The organism is Roseovarius indicus (assembly GCF_008728195.1).
Lineage (GTDB): Bacteria > Pseudomonadota > Alphaproteobacteria > Rhodobacterales > Rhodobacteraceae > Roseovarius > Roseovarius indicus.
Genome location: NZ_CP031598.1, coordinates 2168949 through 2185374 on the forward strand (window position 1 = coordinate 2168949; position 16426 = coordinate 2185374).

The following is a 16426-nucleotide window of genomic DNA, read 5'->3' on the forward strand; positions in this document are numbered from 1 at the left end:
ATGCTAGGGCCTTCTGCACATGTCGATACTTTCACGCGTGACAATCTGCCGCCCGAGGAAATGCAGCCGGATTTCTTGCTGGACGGGTTCGATTACCCCGAGCGGTTGAATGTGGGTGTGGAGCTGACCGACCGCATGGTCGAGCGCGGCTTTGGCGACCGCACCGCGCTGATCGGCAACGGGCGGCGGCGGACCTACAAGGAGCTCTCCGACTGGACGAACCGGCTGGCGCATGTGCTGGTCGAAGATCTGAAGCTGAAGCCCGGTAACCGGGTGCTGATCCGCTCGGCCAACAACCCGGCGATGGTGGCGGCGTGGCTGGCGGCGACCAAGGCAGGGGCGGTGGTGGTGAACACCATGCCGATGCTGCGGGCGGGGGAGCTGTCGAAGATCGTCGACAAGGCCGAGATCACCCATGCGCTCTGCGATACGCGGCTGATGGAAGAGATGGTGACCTGCGCCAAGGGGTCGAAGTTCCTCAAATCGGTGGTGGGGTTCGACGGGACGTCGAACCACGATGCCGAGCTGGACCGGCTGGCACTCGAGAAACCTGTGACGTTCGAGGCCGTGGACACGGGCCGTGATGACGTGGCGCTTTTGGGGTTCACCTCCGGCACCACGGGGAACCCGAAGGCGACGATGCATTTTCATCGTGACCTGCTGATCATCGCGGATGGCTATGCGAAAGAGGTGCTGAACGTGGTGCCCGACGACATCTTCATCGGCTCGCCGCCGCTGGCCTTCACCTTCGGGCTTGGGGGGCTTGCGGTCTTCCCGCTGCGTTTTGGCGCCACTGCGACATTGCTGGAAACCGCCTCGCCGCCCAACATGATCGAGATCATCGAGAAATACCGCGCCACGGTCTGTTTCACCGCCCCTACCGCCTATCGCGCCATGCTGCGGGCGATGGACGAAGGCGCCGACCTCAGCAGCCTGCGCGCCGCCGTGTCGGCGGGGGAAACACTGCCGGGGCCTGTCTACGACGAGTGGATGAAGAAGACCGGCAAGCCCATGCTCGACGGGATCGGGGCGACGGAGATGCTGCATATCTTCATCACCAACCGGTTCGACGATCACAAGCCCGCCTGTACGGGCAAGCCCGTTACCGGCTACGAGGTGAAGGTGCTCGACAATGACGGGAACGAGCAGCCGGCGGGCGAGCCCGGGCGGCTGGCCGTGCGGGGCCCGACGGGGTGCCGCTATCTCGCAGACGACAGGCAGGCGGATTACGTCGAGAACGGGTGGAACATCACCGGCGACACCTTCGTGGTGGATGACGAGGGCTACCTGCACTTCGCCGCGCGCAACGACGACATGATCGTCTCGTCCGGCTACAACATCGCCGGACCGGAAGTCGAGGCGGCGCTGCTGGCGCATGAGGCCGTGGTGGAATGCGCCGTCGTCGGCGCCCCGGATGAAGAGCGTGGTGCCATCGTCGAGGCGCATGTGGTGCTGGCCGAGGGGTTCAAGGATGACGCGCTGATGGTCAAGACCTTGCAGGATCACGTGAAATCGACGATTGCGCCTTACAAGTACCCGCGCTCTGTCGTCTTCTGCGAGAGCCTGCCCAAGACCCAGACCGGGAAGATCCAGCGTTTCCGCCTTCGAAAGGATACTGCATGAGCGCCCCCGTCTGTGCCTTTACCCGAGAGAGCAAGGTGCTGTTCAAGCACTGCGACCCGGCCGAGCTGGTCTTTTTCCCGCGCTTCTTCGAGATGATGAATGACCTGGTCGAGGAGTTCTTCGACGCCATCGGCTACCCGTTCGAGGAGTTTCACCATCAGGGTGCGATCCCCACGGTGCAGATCGAGGCAGGTTTTCCGAAGCCCAGCCGCCATGGCGACCGGCTTTGCTTCTCGCTCTGGGTGGAACGGATCGGCGGCACCAGCGCCACCCTCCGGATTCTCACGCAAAGCGGCGGCGAGACGCGGATGACCTATCGCGCCACGATCGTACTGGTGGGCGAGGACGGGCGGCCGAAGGCCTGGCCCGACGCCCTGAGACAGGCAATGATGCCCTACATGGAAAGCGAGGACGCATGACACACCAGGTGATCTCTCCCGAAGGCTGGGCGCCCGCCAAGGGTTATGCCAACGGTATCCTGACCAAGGACGGCACGCTCTATGTCGGTGGCCAGATCGGCTGGACCGCGGAGCAGGTGTTCGAAAGCCATGACTTCATCGGCCAGATGGAGCAGGCTTTGCGGAATATCCTCGCCATTCTGGAGGCGGCGGGCGGGACGGCGGACGACCTGACGCGCCTGACATGGTATGTCACCGACAAGCAGGAATACCTTGCCCGGCAGCGCGAGGTCGGCCAGGCCTATCGCCGGGTGCTGGGGCGGCATTTTCCGGCGATGACCATGGTCGTGGTTTCGGCGCTGATCGAGGACGAGGCGTTGGTGGAAATCGAGGCAACGGCGGTGATCGGCCGCTGACAGCATAAGGGGATGGGCGCATGAAGGTTCTGATCGCAGGCGGGGGCATTGGCGGGCTCACACTGGCGCTGATGCTGCATGAGAGGGGCATCCAGGCGAAGGTGTTCGAACAATCGAGCCAGGTGCGCGAGCTGGGCGTGGGGATCAACACGCTACCGCACGCGATTGCGGAGCTGGAGAAGCTTGGGCTGTTGCCGGCGCTGGATGCGGCGGCGATCCGGACGCGGCGGCTGATTTACAAGACGGGTCAGGGCCTTGATATCGTGGCGCAGCCGCGTGGGCTTTGGGCGGGGCTCGATGCGCCGCAGTTTTCCATTCACCGGGGGCGGCTGCAGAAGCTCATTCACGACGCGGTGCTTGAGCGGCTGGGTGACGGCGGTGTGCAATGCGACCGGCGGCTGGTGTCGTTCGAGGATACCGGCGCGGGTGTCGAGGCGGTCTTCGAGGCGCGGGACGGCACGCGTTACGAAGAGAGCGGCGATATCCTGATCGGGGCCGATGGCATCCATTCCACCGTGCGCAGCCATTACTATCCCGACCAGGGGGCGCCGTCGTGGAACGGCGTGCTGATGTGGCGGGGCGCGGCGTGGTGGCCGCAATTCCTGGATGGCGCGTCGATGATTGTGGCGGGCGGGTTCAAGCACAAGCTGGTGCTGTACCCAATTGCCCATGACCCCGACCGGCCCGGCGAGGCGCTGACCAACTGGGTGGTCTGCACCAAGGTGGGCGATGCGGATACCCCCATTCCGGGGCGCGATGACTGGTCGCGCAAGGCCTCGACCGAGGAGGCGCTGGAGATGGCCGAGGGCCACCTTCAGGTGCCCGAGATGGATGTCATGGAGTTGATCCGCGCCACCGAGGAGATTTTCGTCTACCCGATGTGCGACCGTGACGGGCTGCCGCGCTGGACGCATGGGCGGGTGACCCTGCTGGGGGATGCGGCGCATCCGATGTACCCGGTGGGCTCGAACGGGGCGAGCCAGGCCATTCTCGACGCCCGCGACCTGGCCGATCGGCTGGCCGAGGGCGGTGACGTCGTGGCGGCGCTGGAGGCCTATGATGACGCGCGCCGGCCGGCGACGGCGGCGATCGTTGCGGCGAACCGCAAGGGGGGGCCGGAAGGGGTGATCGACTTCGTCGAGGAGCGCGCGCCTGAGGGCTATGAGGATGTGCATGACGTGGCCACGGCGGAGGAGTTGCGGGCCATCGTGGGCGATTACGAGAAGCTGCAGGTGGCCGGACGGTAGAGGCTGGGCGCGCCCGGAATTTGCGCAAATTCCGGGTAAGAAAATGCGCATTTTCTTACCCGTTTTCCGGTCGGAAAACGGATGCCGGGCCGCCGGTGTCCAACCGGTACTTGCGGAAGGCAGCGCCCTCGTAATCGACCTCTCCGACGAAGCTTGCTCCCAGCCGCCTCAGCGCGCCGAGGTTTCGGCGCGACGGCGGTAGCAGGAAGGTGACATACGGAATGCGGCTGTCGGCGCGGGCAAAGGCCAGCGCCTGTTGGGTGATCCGAAGGCCCAGCCCGAACCTTTCCGGCGTCAGGACGAGGCCGAAATCCCACGCGTCGCCTTCCTTTTGGAACCCTCCCCAGCCGGCATAGGTGCCATCGGCCAGAAACGCCCAGTGGCCCAGCCCGTCGAGTTTCCAGCAGGCCTCCTTGTCGGCCACGAAGGCGGCCACGGTGTCGATCGTCCAGTCGCCGGAGAGGAGCGGCATGTGCCGCGCCATCACGGGATGCGACATGTGTGCGAGGATCGCCTCGGGCGCGATCTCGGGCAGGCGGGTGAACGTGATCGTGGGGGAGGGGTGGCCGGTCATGTGGCCCATAGGCACGCGATCGGCCGAAACAGGCAAATCACCATGGTGTGTGGCCAGCGGGCAAGGGACCGGAGGATCGGCCCCGAAGCCTCCGGGGCCGATCGTTTTTCAGAGAGCCGAGCCGCTTATTCCGGCGGCGGCAGGAAGTCGACCTCGTGCTCGGCCGAGATGCGCACCAGCTCCTCGGGGTCGGTCACGTTGTCGAGCTTGCCGAAAAGCTCAAACAGTTTCCGCGACGGTGCCACGCCGAAGATGCAGGTCGCCGTCTCGCCCGAGCGGTTGTAGATGCCGTGCGCCAGCCCCATCGGCATGCGGATCGTGTCGCCGGCATGGGCCACGTGTTTCTCGGGCCCGAATTCGACCTCGAGCGTGCCTTCCAGCATGCAGATCCATTCATCCTGCGTGGGGTGGATATGCGGCGGCACGAAGGTGCCGTCGGGGATGTTGGCATGCCAGATGAAGGCGTTCTCGGAATGCAGTTTCGGCGTGTAGGTGTGGCCGACGACATTCCAGGCGAGGCCGTCGAGCCCGTCTTTCTCGGGGGTAATTCCGGGGGTCAGTGTCATCTTTCGGGTCTCCCTCTTGGTTCCGGATCAAAGATGCAGGTGGCGTTCGAGCGTGGCGGTGATGGCCTGGCCTTCCTCGGCCGCGGTGACGGTGGTGATGATCTCACCTTTCTCGATCACGTAGTGGCGGTCGGCAAGCCCTGCCAGCGCGCCCACGTTCTTGTCGATCAGAAGGATGGCTTCGCCTTCCGCCTTCAAAGTGGCGAGGCGGGTCCAGATTTCCTCGCGGATGAGGGGGGCGAGGCCTTCTGTCGCCTCGTCGAGGATCAAGAGGCGCGGGTTGGTCATCAGGGCGCGGGCGATGGCGACCATCTGTTGCTCACCGCCGGAAAGTTGCGCGCCCAGGTGGGTGCGGCGTTCCTTGAGGCGGGGGAAGAAATCGTAGACCGAGGTCAGATCCCACCGGTTGCGGCCCTCGGGCATCTTGGCGGCGGCGAGGAGGTTTTCCTCGACCGTGAGCGTGGGGAAGACCTGCCGGCCTTCCGGTACGAGGCCAACGCCCGCCCTGCCGATGGCATATGGCGGCTGGCCGGCGTAATTCTTGCCGTCGACCTGTACCTCGCCCGACCATGGCTTGATGAGCCCCATGATGGCACGCACGGTGGTGGTCTTGCCCATGCCGTTGCGGCCGAGCAGGGTGACGACCTCGCCCTCGCCAATCTCGAGGTCGATGCCGAAGAGCACCTGGGCCGAGCCATAGCCGGCGGTGATGTTGGTCAGGGACAGGAGGTTCATGCTGCGCCCTCCGTGTGGTCTTCGCCGAGATAGGCGGCGCGGGCTTTCGGGTCGGCGCGCACCTCGTCGGGCGTGCCGGTGGCGACGATGGCGCCCGCGACCAGCACCGAAACCCGGTCGGCGAGGCGGAAGACGGCCTCCATGTCATGCTCGATCAGCAGCATGGGGTAATGCGCCTTCAGCTCGAGCAGGGTGTCGGTGAGGCCCTCGCTTTCGGCCCGTCCCATGCCCGCCATCGGCTCGTCGAGGAGCAGGGCGTGCGGCTGGCCGGCGATGGCGATGGCCAGCTCCAGCATCCGCTTTTCGCCGTAGGAGAGTTCGCCCGCCATGGTGGCGGCGCGAGGCCCGAGGCCGATGCGGGCAAGGGCGGTCATCGCGGCCTCGTTCAAAGCCGCCTCGCGGTCGGCGCGGCGGAAGAACCGCATGCTGGAGCCCGCCCGCATCTGGGCGGCGAGGGCCACGTTCTCCAGCACGGTGAACTCCGGCAGGATCGAGGTGATCTGGAAGGATCGACCGAGCCCCGCCACGGCGCGCTCGTGCTGTTTCTGGCCGGTGACGTCGCGCCCCTCGAAGGCGATCTTGCCGGCGTCGGGTTGGAGGAGGCCGGAAATCTGGTGTATCAGCGTCGACTTGCCCGCGCCGTTCGGCCCGATCAGGGCATGGCATTCGCCGCGATGCAGGTCGAGATCGACCTTGTCGGTGACGACCAGCGCGCCGAAGGCCTTTTGCAGGCCCTTGAGTTGAAGGACGACTTCGCTCATTGCGGCCCCCTGACGCGGTCGAGCAGGCCGACGAGGCCGCCGCGGGCATAGAGCGCGATCAGCACCAGCAGCGGGCCGAAGATGAGCCGCCAGTCATGGGTGATCGACGAGAGTGTCTCTTCGATCAGGATGAAGAAGAGCGCGCCGATGAGCGCCCCGTTGCGGGTGGCCATGCCGCCGAGGACGACCATCACGATCAGGTCGCCCGAGCGCTGCCAAGCCCCCAGCGAGGGCGAGATGAAGGCGGCGTGGGTGGCCCAGAGCACGCCGGCGATGGCGGCGATCACGCCGGCGATGACGTAAGCCGTCAGGCGATAGCGGAAGACCGAGTAGCCCATCGAGGCGACGCGGGTGGGGTTCTGTCGCGCGGCCCGCAGCACGCGGCCGAAGCGCGATCCGGTGATCCGGTGGACCAGCGCCCACGTGCCCAGCAGCACGGCGAAGACCGAGATGTAGACCCCCATGTCGGACGACAACCAACGGGTGCCGAGGAAATCCGGGCCCGACCATAGCGTCAGCCCGTCATCGGCGCCGTATTGTGCGAGCGAGCCCAGAGCGAAAAAGATCATTTGCCCGAAGGCCAGCGTGATCATGATGAAGGAGACGCCGGAGGTGCGCAGGCAGATGGCCCCGCTTATCAGCGCGAAAAGTCCCGCGGCGCCCATCGCGACGGGCAGGATGAGGGCCATCTCGTAGACGTCCTCGGTGATCATGATCCCGCAGGCATAGGCGCCGATGGCGACGAAGGCGGAGTGGCCGAAGCTGACCATGCCGCCATGCCCCATCAGCAGGTCGAGCGAGATGGCGACGATGGCGAGGATCATGGCGCGGACGGCGAGCGAGGTCAGCCATGCGCCGCCCCAGAATTCGGCCAATACCGGGATCAGCGCCAGAGCGGCGAAGATCACGCCGGCCACGATGAAGGGCGCCCGGGGCGTGGCGGCCGCGGGGGCCTGGATGTCGGCCTGATCGGTCATCGCGTCACCTTTGGGGAGAAAAGGCCCTCGGGCCGCCAGAAGAGCACCAGTGCCATCAGCACGTAGATCAGCATCGAGGCGATGGCCGGGCCGATCTGGTTGGCCGAGGACGGGTCCATGATGAGGCGCAGGCCGTCGGTGACCAGCGTTCGGCCGAGCGTATCGACGAGCCCCACCAATAGGGCGGCCACGAAGGCGCCGCGGATCGAGCCGGCGCCGCCGATGATGATCACCACGAAGGCCACGATCAGGAGGTTGTCGCCCATGCCCGGCTCGACCGAGTAGAGGGGGGCGGCCATGACGCCGGCGAACCCGGCAAGCATGGCGCCGAAGCCGAAGACGATGAGGAATAGCTGCCGCACGTTCACGCCCAAGGCCGAGACCATCTCGGGGTTGGTGGCGCCCGCACGGATCAGCATGCCGACGCGCGTGCGGGTGATGACGAGCCAGAGGGCAAGCGCCACCAGCAGGCCGGCGACGATGAGCGCCACGCGGTAGGCCGGATAAAGGAGGCCGTCGACCAGTACGAAGGAGAAGTCGAGGAAGGCCGGCGGCGGCACCGAGAGCGAGGCGGGCCCGAAGAGCACTTTCATCAGCTGGTTGAGAAACAGGATCACGCCGAAGGTGGCGAGCACCTGGCTGAGGTGATCGCGGTCATAGAGATGTCGGAAGACGAGGAACTCCAGCACCAGCCCCAGCAGAAGCGCCAGGGGCAGGGCCAGCACGAGGGCGGCCAGGAAGCTGCCCGTCAGGCCGTAGAGATAGACGGCAAGGTAGGCGCCCAGCATGTACTGCACCCCGTGGGCGAGGTTGATGAACCCCATCACCCCGAAGACGAGCGTCAGGCCGGCCGCGATCAGGAACAGGATAACACCCAGCTGCAGCCCGTTCAGGAGCTGGATCAGGATCAGCGTTGTGGACATGGGAGGCCTTTATCGCCGGAGCCGCGAATGGCGGGGCCGAAGGCCGGCCCCGCCGCATCGGCTTACATGCTGCATTCGCCGGCGAAGTTGTCGCCGTAATTCTCGAAGACCAGCTCGCCCGTCGCGGTGGCCCACTGGCCGTCTTCCCGCTCTTCCACCGAAAGCTGGTAGAAGTTCTGAGTCGGGTAGTGGTTCGAGTTGAAGGCGAAATCGCCGCGCAGCGAGGTGAAATCGGCCGCTTCCATCGCGGCGCGCACGGCATCCTTGTCGGAGAGGTCGCCGCCGACCGAGGCCACCGCGCTGTCGATCAGCATGGCGGCGTCATAGGCCTGCATGGCATAGCCGCCGGGGACGTAGCCGTATTTTTCCTCGAAGGCGGCCACGAATTTCTGGCTGGCCTCGTTGTCGGCATCCGGGGCCCAGTTGCCCGCGGCGATGAAGCCTTCGGCGGCTTCCTTCTGGGCGGGCAGGGTGGTTTCATCGGTGGTGAAGACCGACATGAACTGGATGCGGTCGGCGAGCCCGGCATCGCGGAACTGGCGCACGAAGCGCACACCCATGCCGCCCGGGGTGAAGGCGAAGACGGCGTCGGCGTCGGAGGTGGCGATGCGCGCGATCTCGGCCGAGTAGTCCTGATGCCCGAGCGGCACGTAGACCTCGTCGACGATCTCGCCCTCGTAGTGCATCTGGAAGCCTTCCATGTTGTCGCGGCCGGCCTGGTAGTTCGGCGCGATCATGAAGACCTTTTCATAGCCCGCCGCCTGGGCGTGGGCGCCCATCACCTCGGCATTCTGGTTGTTCTGGTAGGAGGTGACGAAGAAGTAGGGGTTGCAGTTGCGCCCGGCGAAGGTCGACGGCCCGGCGTTGGGGCTGATCAGGAAGGTTTCCGACTCGATCACCGGCTTGAAGATCGCCTGCAGCATGTTCGAGAAGATCGTGCCGACGACGAAATCGACCTCTTCCTGCACCATGCCGTTGGCTTTCGAGAGCGCCACCTCGGGTTTCAGCTCGTCATCCTCGACGATGAGCGTCGCCTCTTCGCCGCCAAGCTTGCCGCCGAGATCGTCGAGCGCCAGCTGGAAGCCGTCAACGGCCTGCTGGCCAAGCGCCGCGGGCGGGCCCGAGAGGGTCACGATCATGCCGACCTCGACCTCGGCCGAGGCGGTGGTGCCGAGGCCCAGAAGACCGGCGGCCAGTGTTGTGCCTAGTTTTTTCATCCATCTTCTCCCTGTTCGCGCGTTTGGCGCGATTATTATCGAATTCCGCATGGCCCGGCCGGTCTGCGTGTGCGTTACCGGCGGCGTGTCATGCGGTTGGCTGGTCACCAACTCAGAGCAGGACGCTCCGCCGCCGTCAACGCCTACATGGCTCTTCCGGCAGGGACATGAGGGAAGGATAGGCCGGAACGGATCAATATTTCAAGCTTGAAGTTTCAAGTGTGAAGTAACGCTTGGCCAAGGCACGGCCCGGCCATATTGCGCGGTCGATGGCAGTGGGCAGTTGTTTCGCCCCCGGGGACGTGGAAGAACGTGACCGTCGGGGAAAGGGTGCCGCATGTGGAAAGCTCATGACAACAGGTCGGGTGTCGGGGCCAGGGTCGGCGCCCGGCTGTTGCGGCGCGCGGGCTACATGCCGGCGCGGATCTACGGCAACCTTGCGCGGATCGCCACGGGGCTGGGGCTGCCATACCTGGGCGACAACGTGCGCTATCTTCAGATGGGTCTTCTGGCGCAGGAGCTGGAGCGCCGGGGCGTCGAGGGGGCGATCGCCGAGCTGGGCGTCTTCCGGGGCGATTTCACGCGGCTGATCGCGCGGGCCTTCAATAACCGCAAGTACTATCTGTTCGACACGTTCGAAGGGTTCGACGCGGAGCAGATTTCGCAGGATACCGCGCGGTTCGACGCGAAAGGGCACGACTTCAGCGACACCTCGGTCGAGCGCGTGCTGGCCCGGGTCGATGCGGACGCGACCTGCGAGATGATCGTGCGGCAGGGGCTCTTTCCCGATACGGCGAAGGGGCTGGAGGACCAGTTTGCCTTCGTTTCGATCGATGTCGACCTGTACGAGCCGACGCTGGAGGGCCTGCGGTATTTCTATCCGCGCATGGCCAGGGGCGGCTACATCATGGTGCATGACCTGATGGCCGACAGGTACAGGGGCTGTCGCGAGGCGATCTACGCGTTTTGCGAGGCGGAAGGGGTGACGTTCGTGCCGCTGCCCGATGCGATCTGCAGTGCGTTGCTCGTCAAATCATGAACAAATGGTTAACGAGGTCGTGACTCCGCGCAATCTGCCCCTTCGGGCGGATTTGTCTCAGCATGTCGGGGAGTTCCGCCAAGTGGCAGCCCGTAGGTCTACATGCGTAGCGTAACACGACAGTGCGATATGAAGCGAAAAGCCTTATTTCACAGGGTGTTGCCGCATTATTCTGTTTCCTTGTGTTGCGTCATGTAACGGACAGTGCTATTCGTTTTGGCATGTAGAATGGCATAACGTAAGCAGGGGGAATCGAACTTGCCAAAGAAGGCGCAGGAGCTTGGCCCGCTCCAAGTGAAACGGCTGACGCATCCTGGCGGCATAGGCAATGTGACTTTTGCAGTCGGCGGCGTTGACGGGCTACAAATTCAAATCACGCCAAACGGCGCGCGGTCTTGGGTGCTGCGCACAACCATCGCTGGCACCCGCCGTAACATAGGACTCGGCTCTTATCCGTCCGTCACGCTCGCACAAGCTCGTGAGCGGGCAAGAGAGTCGCGGGACTTGATATGGAAGGGCATTGACCCGGTGGCGCAGAGGCGAGCGGCAAGGGCCGCGCTGGCAGCGCAGAACGCACGCGATCTTACTTTCGCAGAGGCGGCGGAACGGTTGCTCTCCACGAAAGAGAAGGAGTTTCGCAGCGAGCGACATGCAAAAATCTGGCGATCCTCGCTTGACCTCTATGCGATCCCGACAATGGGCGACATGCAGGTTTCAGAGATTGAACGGCAGGATGTGCTGCGCGCTCTTGAGCCGATATGGACTACAAAAACGGACACTGCAAAACGGCTGCGGCAGCGGATAGAGGCCGTCCTGTCGTGGGCAACTGTTGCTGGGCATCGAGAAGGTGAAAACCCGGCGCGGTGGAAACATAATCTTGACGCCTTCCTGCCAGCGGCAAGCAAGGTGGCCAAAACCAAGCATTGGCCCGCGCTGGCGCTGGACGATACTTCGGATTGGTTTGCGGATCTTCGTGGCCGCGAGGGCATCGCCACGCGGGCGCTGGAGTTACTCGCTCTGACTGCGGTCAGGTCGGGCGACGTGCGCGGCGCGGTCTGGTCCGAAATCGACCTTAGCGCCAAGCTTTGGACCATCCCGGCTGATAGGATGAAGGCCGCAAAGGAACACCGCGTTCCGCTCACGGCGGAGGCAGCGGCGCTCTTGGAAGCTGTGCCAAGGATGCAGGGCGTCCCGTATGTGTTCCCGGCGGCGCGCGGTGGGATGCTGTCTGACGCGGCGTTGTCGGCGTGCATGAAGCGCATCAACGAGGCGCGGGAGGGCGGCTATCTCGACCGCGTTTCCGGGCGTCCTGCTGTTCCTCACGGACTTAGATCGACTTTTCGGGATTGGGCAGCCGAGCGCACGAACTATCCGCGAGACATGGCCGAAATGGCGCTTGCACATAACGTAGGCACAGAAGTTGAGCGGGCCTATCGGCGCGGCGATATGCTGGAAAAGCGGCGGCAGATGATGGGGGCTTGGCAGCGATTTCTGCGCGGTGAGGCAGGCGGCAAAGTTGTTCGCATTGGGGAGGCAGGTTGATGGATTTCAGCGAATTCGACACAGCCACCTTGGGGGAAGCAGAGCGCGGTAACTTTGAACGACTGATAAAGAAGCTGCGCAGCAATGATAGATTATTAAAGGGTGAAAGGGACTTTCTTGCCGACCGGCTGGAAGGAAAAAAGAAGCTCAAGAAAGGGCCGAAACCAAAGATCAACCCTATGGATATCGAGGCATATCTGGCGTTTGCATGGCTTTGTGACCGTGAGGGTTGGCCAAAGGAGGCTGCTAATTTGCGTGTTGCGGAACTGCTTGGCGAAGATGAGTCATTCGTTAGGCGGAGGCGACGCAGAGCCAAGCCTGCTATTCCGTTGTTGGAGGCACTCGCAGCGTTGGGTGCGACTTCACAGACGGTAATGCCCCCTATGTTGTTGAGGAAAGAAGCGGGTCAGGGGACCGAAAAGGGCGTTAAATAACGTCCTGCGCTTTCTTTGGACCCCTCGGCAAATATGTGAACATTGGGAAGCACCTTGTAACTAACAGGTGCTTCAATGACACAAACTTATCTGACTGACATTCAGGTTGCGCAGCGCTACGGGATCGCGCGCCCGACCGTCTGGCGCTGGCATCGCGAGAAGCCGGACTTTCCCCGCGTTGTGCGTCTTTCCGGTCGCTGCGCCCGATGGAAGCTCTCCGACATCGAGGCTTGGGAATCCCAGCAAGCGGAGGTGGCGGCATGAGGTTCAAAGACTTTCCCCCGTCCGTGCAAGCCGAGCTCAAGTCCTATGGCAAGAAGGAAATGCAGTATCTCGCAATCGACGCGAGGCGCGAGGCGGATAACGACCGCTTGGCGGAACTCACGACCGACCCCGGCGAGGCGCTGAAATCGGCGTTCGACGTGCGAAGGAAGAAGTTGAGCCTTGAGGTCGATGACCCGCTCGACTTCATCGAAGGCGCGATTGAACTGACGCGCACGACCCTCGGACATGAGATGGACGAGGACATTGTCTACCGCTCGATGTGGGACATGCTGACGGCGGCAAGCGACGTGCTTCGCGAGTATCGCAACCGCGACCGCGAGGTGCAGGAGTGCCTACGGGCCGCGTGGCTAGGTGTGCGCGATGCGGAGGATGGCGCATGAGCTGGACTAGCGGCCTGAGTACCTCCGACCTGCTGGAACTGAAACCGAAAGGTCACTATCGCATCTGCGAAACCGAAGACGGTTTCCTTGTCACCATCAACATACCGGGAGAGCCGCCTGACAGGTTCATCTGCGCTTCTCGCGGCGCGGCAAACCAGCTTGCTATCCGTCTCTCTGACATGGGCCTCACCGGGCTTTGGGAGGCGTGATGATGGCTCAGGAAAAGCAAACCCCCGCTGCGGCTGTCACCGCGAGCGAGGGCCAATTCGACGCCACCCAACGTCAAGGCGACGATACCATTTCGGTGAAGACCAAGCAACAGCGATGGAGAGCGCGCAACCCGCGCGCCTACCTCGCTCACCTCACTGTGCAGAACGCGCTGAGGCTTGGCCTGATTGTGCGCCAACCTTGTGAGGAATGCGGCTCGGACAAGAGCGAGGCGCACCACGACGACTATTCTAATCCGCTCGCTGTGACGTGGCTCTGCCGCCGTCATCACCGCGCCCGGCATCGGAACCCCTGACAGAACCTCGCCCCTGCACCTTGGGCGAGGTGTGGGGGCGTTCATTCATCGGAGCAGACCGGACGCCGAGCCGGGCATATCCCTTCATCCGTCCTAGCCTTTGACCATTGAGCGAATTCAATGGGCTTAAGACGATCCGGGGGCATCACCCACCCCGAGCGGTACCGACTCCTACTGGGCCGCTCAGAGACGCGACATCTATAACCCACCGGCAGGGGCACATGCCCTGTTCATGGCGACATGTTCCGACCGGGGACCGCACCGACGCATAGCTGCAAAGGGCGGGGCAGGAGCAAAGCCTGCGGGGAAGCGGCTGGCCCACGATACGGGTATCGCGTGGAAACGGATCGAGGAAGCGTAGGGCCTTCCCCTGCATGCGGGGGGAAGGAGCGGGTGGGGGTAGTGTGTTTAAACGAATGGTGGTAATATAATACCCCAGCGCAATCAGGTGGACTTGCCTATGTTTTCATCGAATGCCTATTTATTGTGCATTCTGGTCCCAATGGTCCGGCTTTCCTCGGGGGGGCCTTTCGCGGGGCGGGGTGTTCCTTTCTCTCTCCTGAAAAAATCCGGGGAGGGCTGCTGATGGCGAGGGCATCGAAAGAGGCATCGGCGGCGCTGCGGTTCCTGCCCAAGCTGGTCGTCCCCGAGGGCCGCATGGCTGGACGGCGGTTGAAGCTGGCGAGCTATCAAAAGGACTTCGTTCGCGGCGCATTCTCGAAGGGCACGGCGGTCGGATTGCTTAGTGTGGGGCGCGGCTCAGCCAAGACGGCTATCTCGGCGGGCATCGCGTTGGGGCACCTGATGGGCGAGATCGCGCCCCAGCCCAAGCGCGAGATCATCTTCGCGGCCCGGAACCGGGACCAAGCCAAGATCGCGTTCGGCTTCTTGGTAGGCTTCATCGAAGGTTTGCCGGAGGAAGATCAGGAGCAATTCACGATCCGGCGCGGCTCCAAGCTGGAAGTCGAGACGGCGGAGAACGGCGGCGGTCTGGCGCGGGTGATCGCAGCGGACGGAAAGTCCATCCTCGGCGGTGCGCCCACACTGGCGATCCTCGATGAGCGGGCAGCATGGGAACGCGAGAAGGGCGACAACCTCGAAAACGCTATCTTGTCCGGTCTGGGCAAGCGTGACGGCCGGGCGCTGATTATCAGCACGTCGGCACCTGACGACGCGAACACCTTTTCCCGGTGGCTCGATGAGCCGCCGCCGGGGACGTATGTGCAGGAGCATCGCCCCGAACCGGGCTTGCCGCCGGATGATCTAGAAAGCCTGCTGATCGCCAACCCCGGCGCGCGCGAGGGCATCGGCTCCACGCCGGAATGGCTGGTAGCGCAGGCGCGGCGGGCGATTGCACGGGGCGGCTCTGCCCTGTCCAGCTTCCGTAACTTGAATAGGAATGAACGTGTCGCGTCCGATGATCGGTCGGTGCTGGTCACGGTTGATGAATGGCTGGCGGCCGAGGTGTCGCCCGACGACCTGCCCGAACGCGAAGGGCCAGTGATCCTTGGCGTTGACCTGGGCGGTTCGCGGTCCATGAGCGCGGCGGCGCTGTTCTGGCCCGAGACAGGACGGCTCGAATGTGTGGGTGCCTTTCCGACGAAACCCGGCCTTGCGGATCGTGGCGCGGCTGACGGTGTATCGAGCCGCTACGTCGAGATGAACGAGCGCGGCGAACTGGTGACGATGGGTGAGACCACAGTGCCGGTGGATCGCTTCCTTGCCGATGTGGCGGAACGTCTCGACGGGCAAACCCCGGCGGCAATCGTGGGCGACCGCTTCCGTCATGCGGAGTTTATCGAAGCGCTGCGCGGTGCCGCGCTGGATCGCGTTCCCTGTGTCTGGCGCGGGATGGGATGGAAAGACGGCAGCGAGGATGTGGAGAGGTTCCGGCGGGCGCTCTTTGAACAGCGGGTGCAAACGGTGCCGTCTCTGCTGCTGCGCTCTGCCTTCGCGGACGCGATCACGCTGGTGGATCCGGCAGGCAATCACAAGCTTGCGAAATCACGTTCGACCGGGCGGATCGACCCGGCGGCGGCAACTGTCATCGCGGTTGCCCAAGGCATCCGCATGACAAGCGCACCGAAGAACAAAGGGGGACGGTTCGCATGGGGATGACTGAGACGGCATCGCGGCTGATCGCGAAATGGGGGCAGGCTGGCACGTTCGTGCGTCCCGGAGAAGCGGACGAAACCACCTATCCGCCCACGCCGGGCACGCCCACCAATCACGCCGCGACCGTGTGCGTGGTGGACTACACGTCCGAGGATCGCGATGGGAGCAACATTCAGGCGAACGACCTGCGGGCATTTGTGGCGGTCGAGGACTTGGACATCACCCCGGACAATGGGGATAGCCTGACGGTCGCGGGCAAGACCTTTTCCGTGGTGCGCGTGGTGCCGATGGCCCCCGATGGCGTGGCCCGGTTCTATGACGTGCAGGTGCGTGGCGCATGAACAGGCGGCGCGAATATCAGCGGCATTCGGCCCGCGTGATCCGGTCCCGGCGCTGGAAGGCCCTGCGGATGCAGGCGCTCGACCGCGACGACTGGCAATGCGTCCAGTGCGGTGAGCGGCGGCGGTTGGAGGTGGATCATATCGAACCCGTCCGGGACCGCCCGGACTTGGCGTTCAGGCTGTCCAATCTCCAATGCCTCTGCGGTCGGTGTCACAGCCGCAAAACCCGAATTGAGGTTGGCATGGGTCAGCCCAATCCCGCCCGCGAGGCGTGGAAGTCCTTGCTGCGGGACATGCAGCGAAACCAATCGAGCAACATAGGAGAATAGA

General features: G+C 64.1%; 21 protein-coding genes. 14 read left to right on the forward strand and 7 right to left on the reverse strand.

Annotation, left to right across the window (positions count from 1 at the left end; all coding sequences use genetic code 11):
• From RIdsm_RS09995 to RIdsm_RS10010, 4 genes are read left to right on the forward strand one after another with little or no spacing between them, the layout of a single operon-like run.
• Window positions 1–1623 (forward strand): AMP-binding protein, encoded by a 1623-nt coding sequence (locus RIdsm_RS09995; RefSeq protein ID WP_057814340.1) that lies wholly within the window; start codon window positions 1–3, stop codon window positions 1621–1623.
• Window positions 1620–2042 (forward strand): acyl-CoA thioesterase, encoded by a 423-nt coding sequence (locus RIdsm_RS10000; protein ID WP_057813559.1) that lies wholly within the window; start codon window positions 1620–1622, stop codon window positions 2040–2042. The genes RIdsm_RS09995 and RIdsm_RS10000 overlap by 4 nt, the downstream gene beginning before the upstream one ends.
• Window positions 2039–2437, forward strand: coding sequence for a RidA family protein (locus RIdsm_RS10005; protein WP_057813557.1), 399 nt, complete (start codon window positions 2039–2041; stop codon window positions 2435–2437). The genes RIdsm_RS10000 and RIdsm_RS10005 overlap by 4 nt, the downstream gene beginning before the upstream one ends.
• Window positions 2438–2457: 20 nt before the next feature.
• Window positions 2458–3684, forward strand: a complete 1227-nt coding sequence (locus RIdsm_RS10010; RefSeq protein WP_057813555.1) for a flavin-dependent oxidoreductase — start codon at window positions 2458–2460, stop codon at window positions 3682–3684.
• Between the two features lie 55 nt (window positions 3685–3739).
• On the opposite strand, the gene RIdsm_RS10015 is transcribed toward RIdsm_RS10010, so the two are convergent.
• From RIdsm_RS10015 to RIdsm_RS10045, 7 genes are all read right to left on the reverse strand, one after another.
• A complete protein-coding gene (locus RIdsm_RS10015) occupies window positions 3740–4258 on the reverse strand; it encodes a hypothetical protein (protein WP_057814339.1) in 519 nt (172 codons plus the stop codon).
• A gap of 125 nt (window positions 4259–4383) precedes the next feature.
• Window positions 4384–4824 carry a cupin domain-containing protein gene (locus tag RIdsm_RS10020; RefSeq protein WP_057813553.1) on the reverse strand — a complete coding sequence of 147 codons (441 nt, stop codon included), beginning with the start codon at window positions 4822–4824 and terminating at the stop codon, window positions 4384–4386.
• A gap of 27 nt (window positions 4825–4851) precedes the next feature.
• Window positions 4852–5559, reverse strand: a complete 708-nt coding sequence (locus RIdsm_RS10025) for an ABC transporter ATP-binding protein (protein WP_057813552.1) — start codon at window positions 5557–5559, stop codon at window positions 4852–4854.
• Window positions 5556–6320 (reverse strand): ABC transporter ATP-binding protein, encoded by a 765-nt coding sequence (locus RIdsm_RS10030; RefSeq protein ID WP_057813550.1) that lies wholly within the window; start codon window positions 6318–6320, stop codon window positions 5556–5558. The genes RIdsm_RS10025 and RIdsm_RS10030 overlap by 4 nt, the downstream gene beginning before the upstream one ends.
• The gene (locus RIdsm_RS10035) at window positions 6317–7297 is read right to left on the reverse strand and encodes a branched-chain amino acid ABC transporter permease (protein WP_057813548.1); all 981 of its coding nucleotides are present in this window, start codon (window positions 7295–7297) and stop codon (window positions 6317–6319) included. Before RIdsm_RS10035 ends, RIdsm_RS10030 begins: the two co-directional genes overlap by 4 nt.
• Complete coding sequence (locus RIdsm_RS10040; RefSeq protein WP_057813546.1) at window positions 7294–8220, reverse strand: branched-chain amino acid ABC transporter permease; 927 nt, start codon at window positions 8218–8220, stop codon at window positions 7294–7296. Before RIdsm_RS10040 ends, RIdsm_RS10035 begins: the two co-directional genes overlap by 4 nt.
• 62 nt (window positions 8221–8282) lie before the next feature.
• Window positions 8283–9437 (reverse strand): ABC transporter substrate-binding protein, encoded by a 1155-nt coding sequence (locus tag RIdsm_RS10045; protein WP_057813544.1) that lies wholly within the window; start codon window positions 9435–9437, stop codon window positions 8283–8285.
• Between the two features lie 337 nt (window positions 9438–9774).
• Between RIdsm_RS10045 and RIdsm_RS10050 the strand changes: the two genes are divergently transcribed.
• From RIdsm_RS10050 to RIdsm_RS10095, 10 genes are all read left to right on the forward strand, one after another.
• Window positions 9775–10476 carry a TylF/MycF/NovP-related O-methyltransferase gene (locus RIdsm_RS10050; protein ID WP_057813542.1) on the forward strand — a complete coding sequence of 234 codons (702 nt, stop codon included), beginning with the start codon at window positions 9775–9777 and terminating at the stop codon, window positions 10474–10476.
• Between the two features lie 303 nt (window positions 10477–10779).
• Window positions 10780–12018, forward strand: coding sequence for a tyrosine-type recombinase/integrase (locus RIdsm_RS10055; RefSeq protein ID WP_244955858.1), 1239 nt, complete (start codon window positions 10780–10782; stop codon window positions 12016–12018).
• Window positions 12018–12452, forward strand: coding sequence for a hypothetical protein (locus RIdsm_RS10060; protein ID WP_057813538.1), 435 nt, complete (start codon window positions 12018–12020; stop codon window positions 12450–12452). The genes RIdsm_RS10055 and RIdsm_RS10060 overlap by 1 nt, the downstream gene beginning before the upstream one ends.
• 75 nt (window positions 12453–12527) lie before the next feature.
• Window positions 12528–12716 carry a helix-turn-helix transcriptional regulator gene (locus RIdsm_RS10065; RefSeq protein WP_057813537.1) on the forward strand — a complete coding sequence of 63 codons (189 nt, stop codon included), beginning with the start codon at window positions 12528–12530 and terminating at the stop codon, window positions 12714–12716.
• A complete protein-coding gene (locus RIdsm_RS10070) occupies window positions 12713–13117 on the forward strand; it encodes a hypothetical protein (RefSeq protein ID WP_057813535.1) in 405 nt (134 codons plus the stop codon). The genes RIdsm_RS10065 and RIdsm_RS10070 overlap by 4 nt, the downstream gene beginning before the upstream one ends.
• The gene (locus RIdsm_RS10075) at window positions 13114–13326 is read left to right on the forward strand and encodes a hypothetical protein (protein ID WP_057813533.1); all 213 of its coding nucleotides are present in this window, start codon (window positions 13114–13116) and stop codon (window positions 13324–13326) included. The genes RIdsm_RS10070 and RIdsm_RS10075 overlap by 4 nt, the downstream gene beginning before the upstream one ends.
• Window positions 13327–13328: 2 nt before the next feature.
• Complete coding sequence (locus RIdsm_RS10080) at window positions 13329–13640, forward strand: hypothetical protein (protein WP_201455553.1); 312 nt, start codon at window positions 13329–13331, stop codon at window positions 13638–13640.
• A gap of 585 nt (window positions 13641–14225) precedes the next feature.
• A complete protein-coding gene (locus tag RIdsm_RS10085; protein WP_057813532.1) occupies window positions 14226–15758 on the forward strand; it encodes a terminase large subunit domain-containing protein in 1533 nt (510 codons plus the stop codon).
• Window positions 15755–16096, forward strand: a complete 342-nt coding sequence (locus tag RIdsm_RS10090) for a hypothetical protein (protein ID WP_177228401.1) — start codon at window positions 15755–15757, stop codon at window positions 16094–16096. Before RIdsm_RS10085 ends, RIdsm_RS10090 begins: the two co-directional genes overlap by 4 nt.
• Window positions 16097–16164: 68 nt before the next feature.
• Window positions 16165–16425, forward strand: coding sequence for an HNH endonuclease (locus RIdsm_RS10095; RefSeq protein WP_236553192.1), 261 nt, complete (start codon window positions 16165–16167; stop codon window positions 16423–16425).
• Window position 16426: the final 1 nt, after the last annotated feature.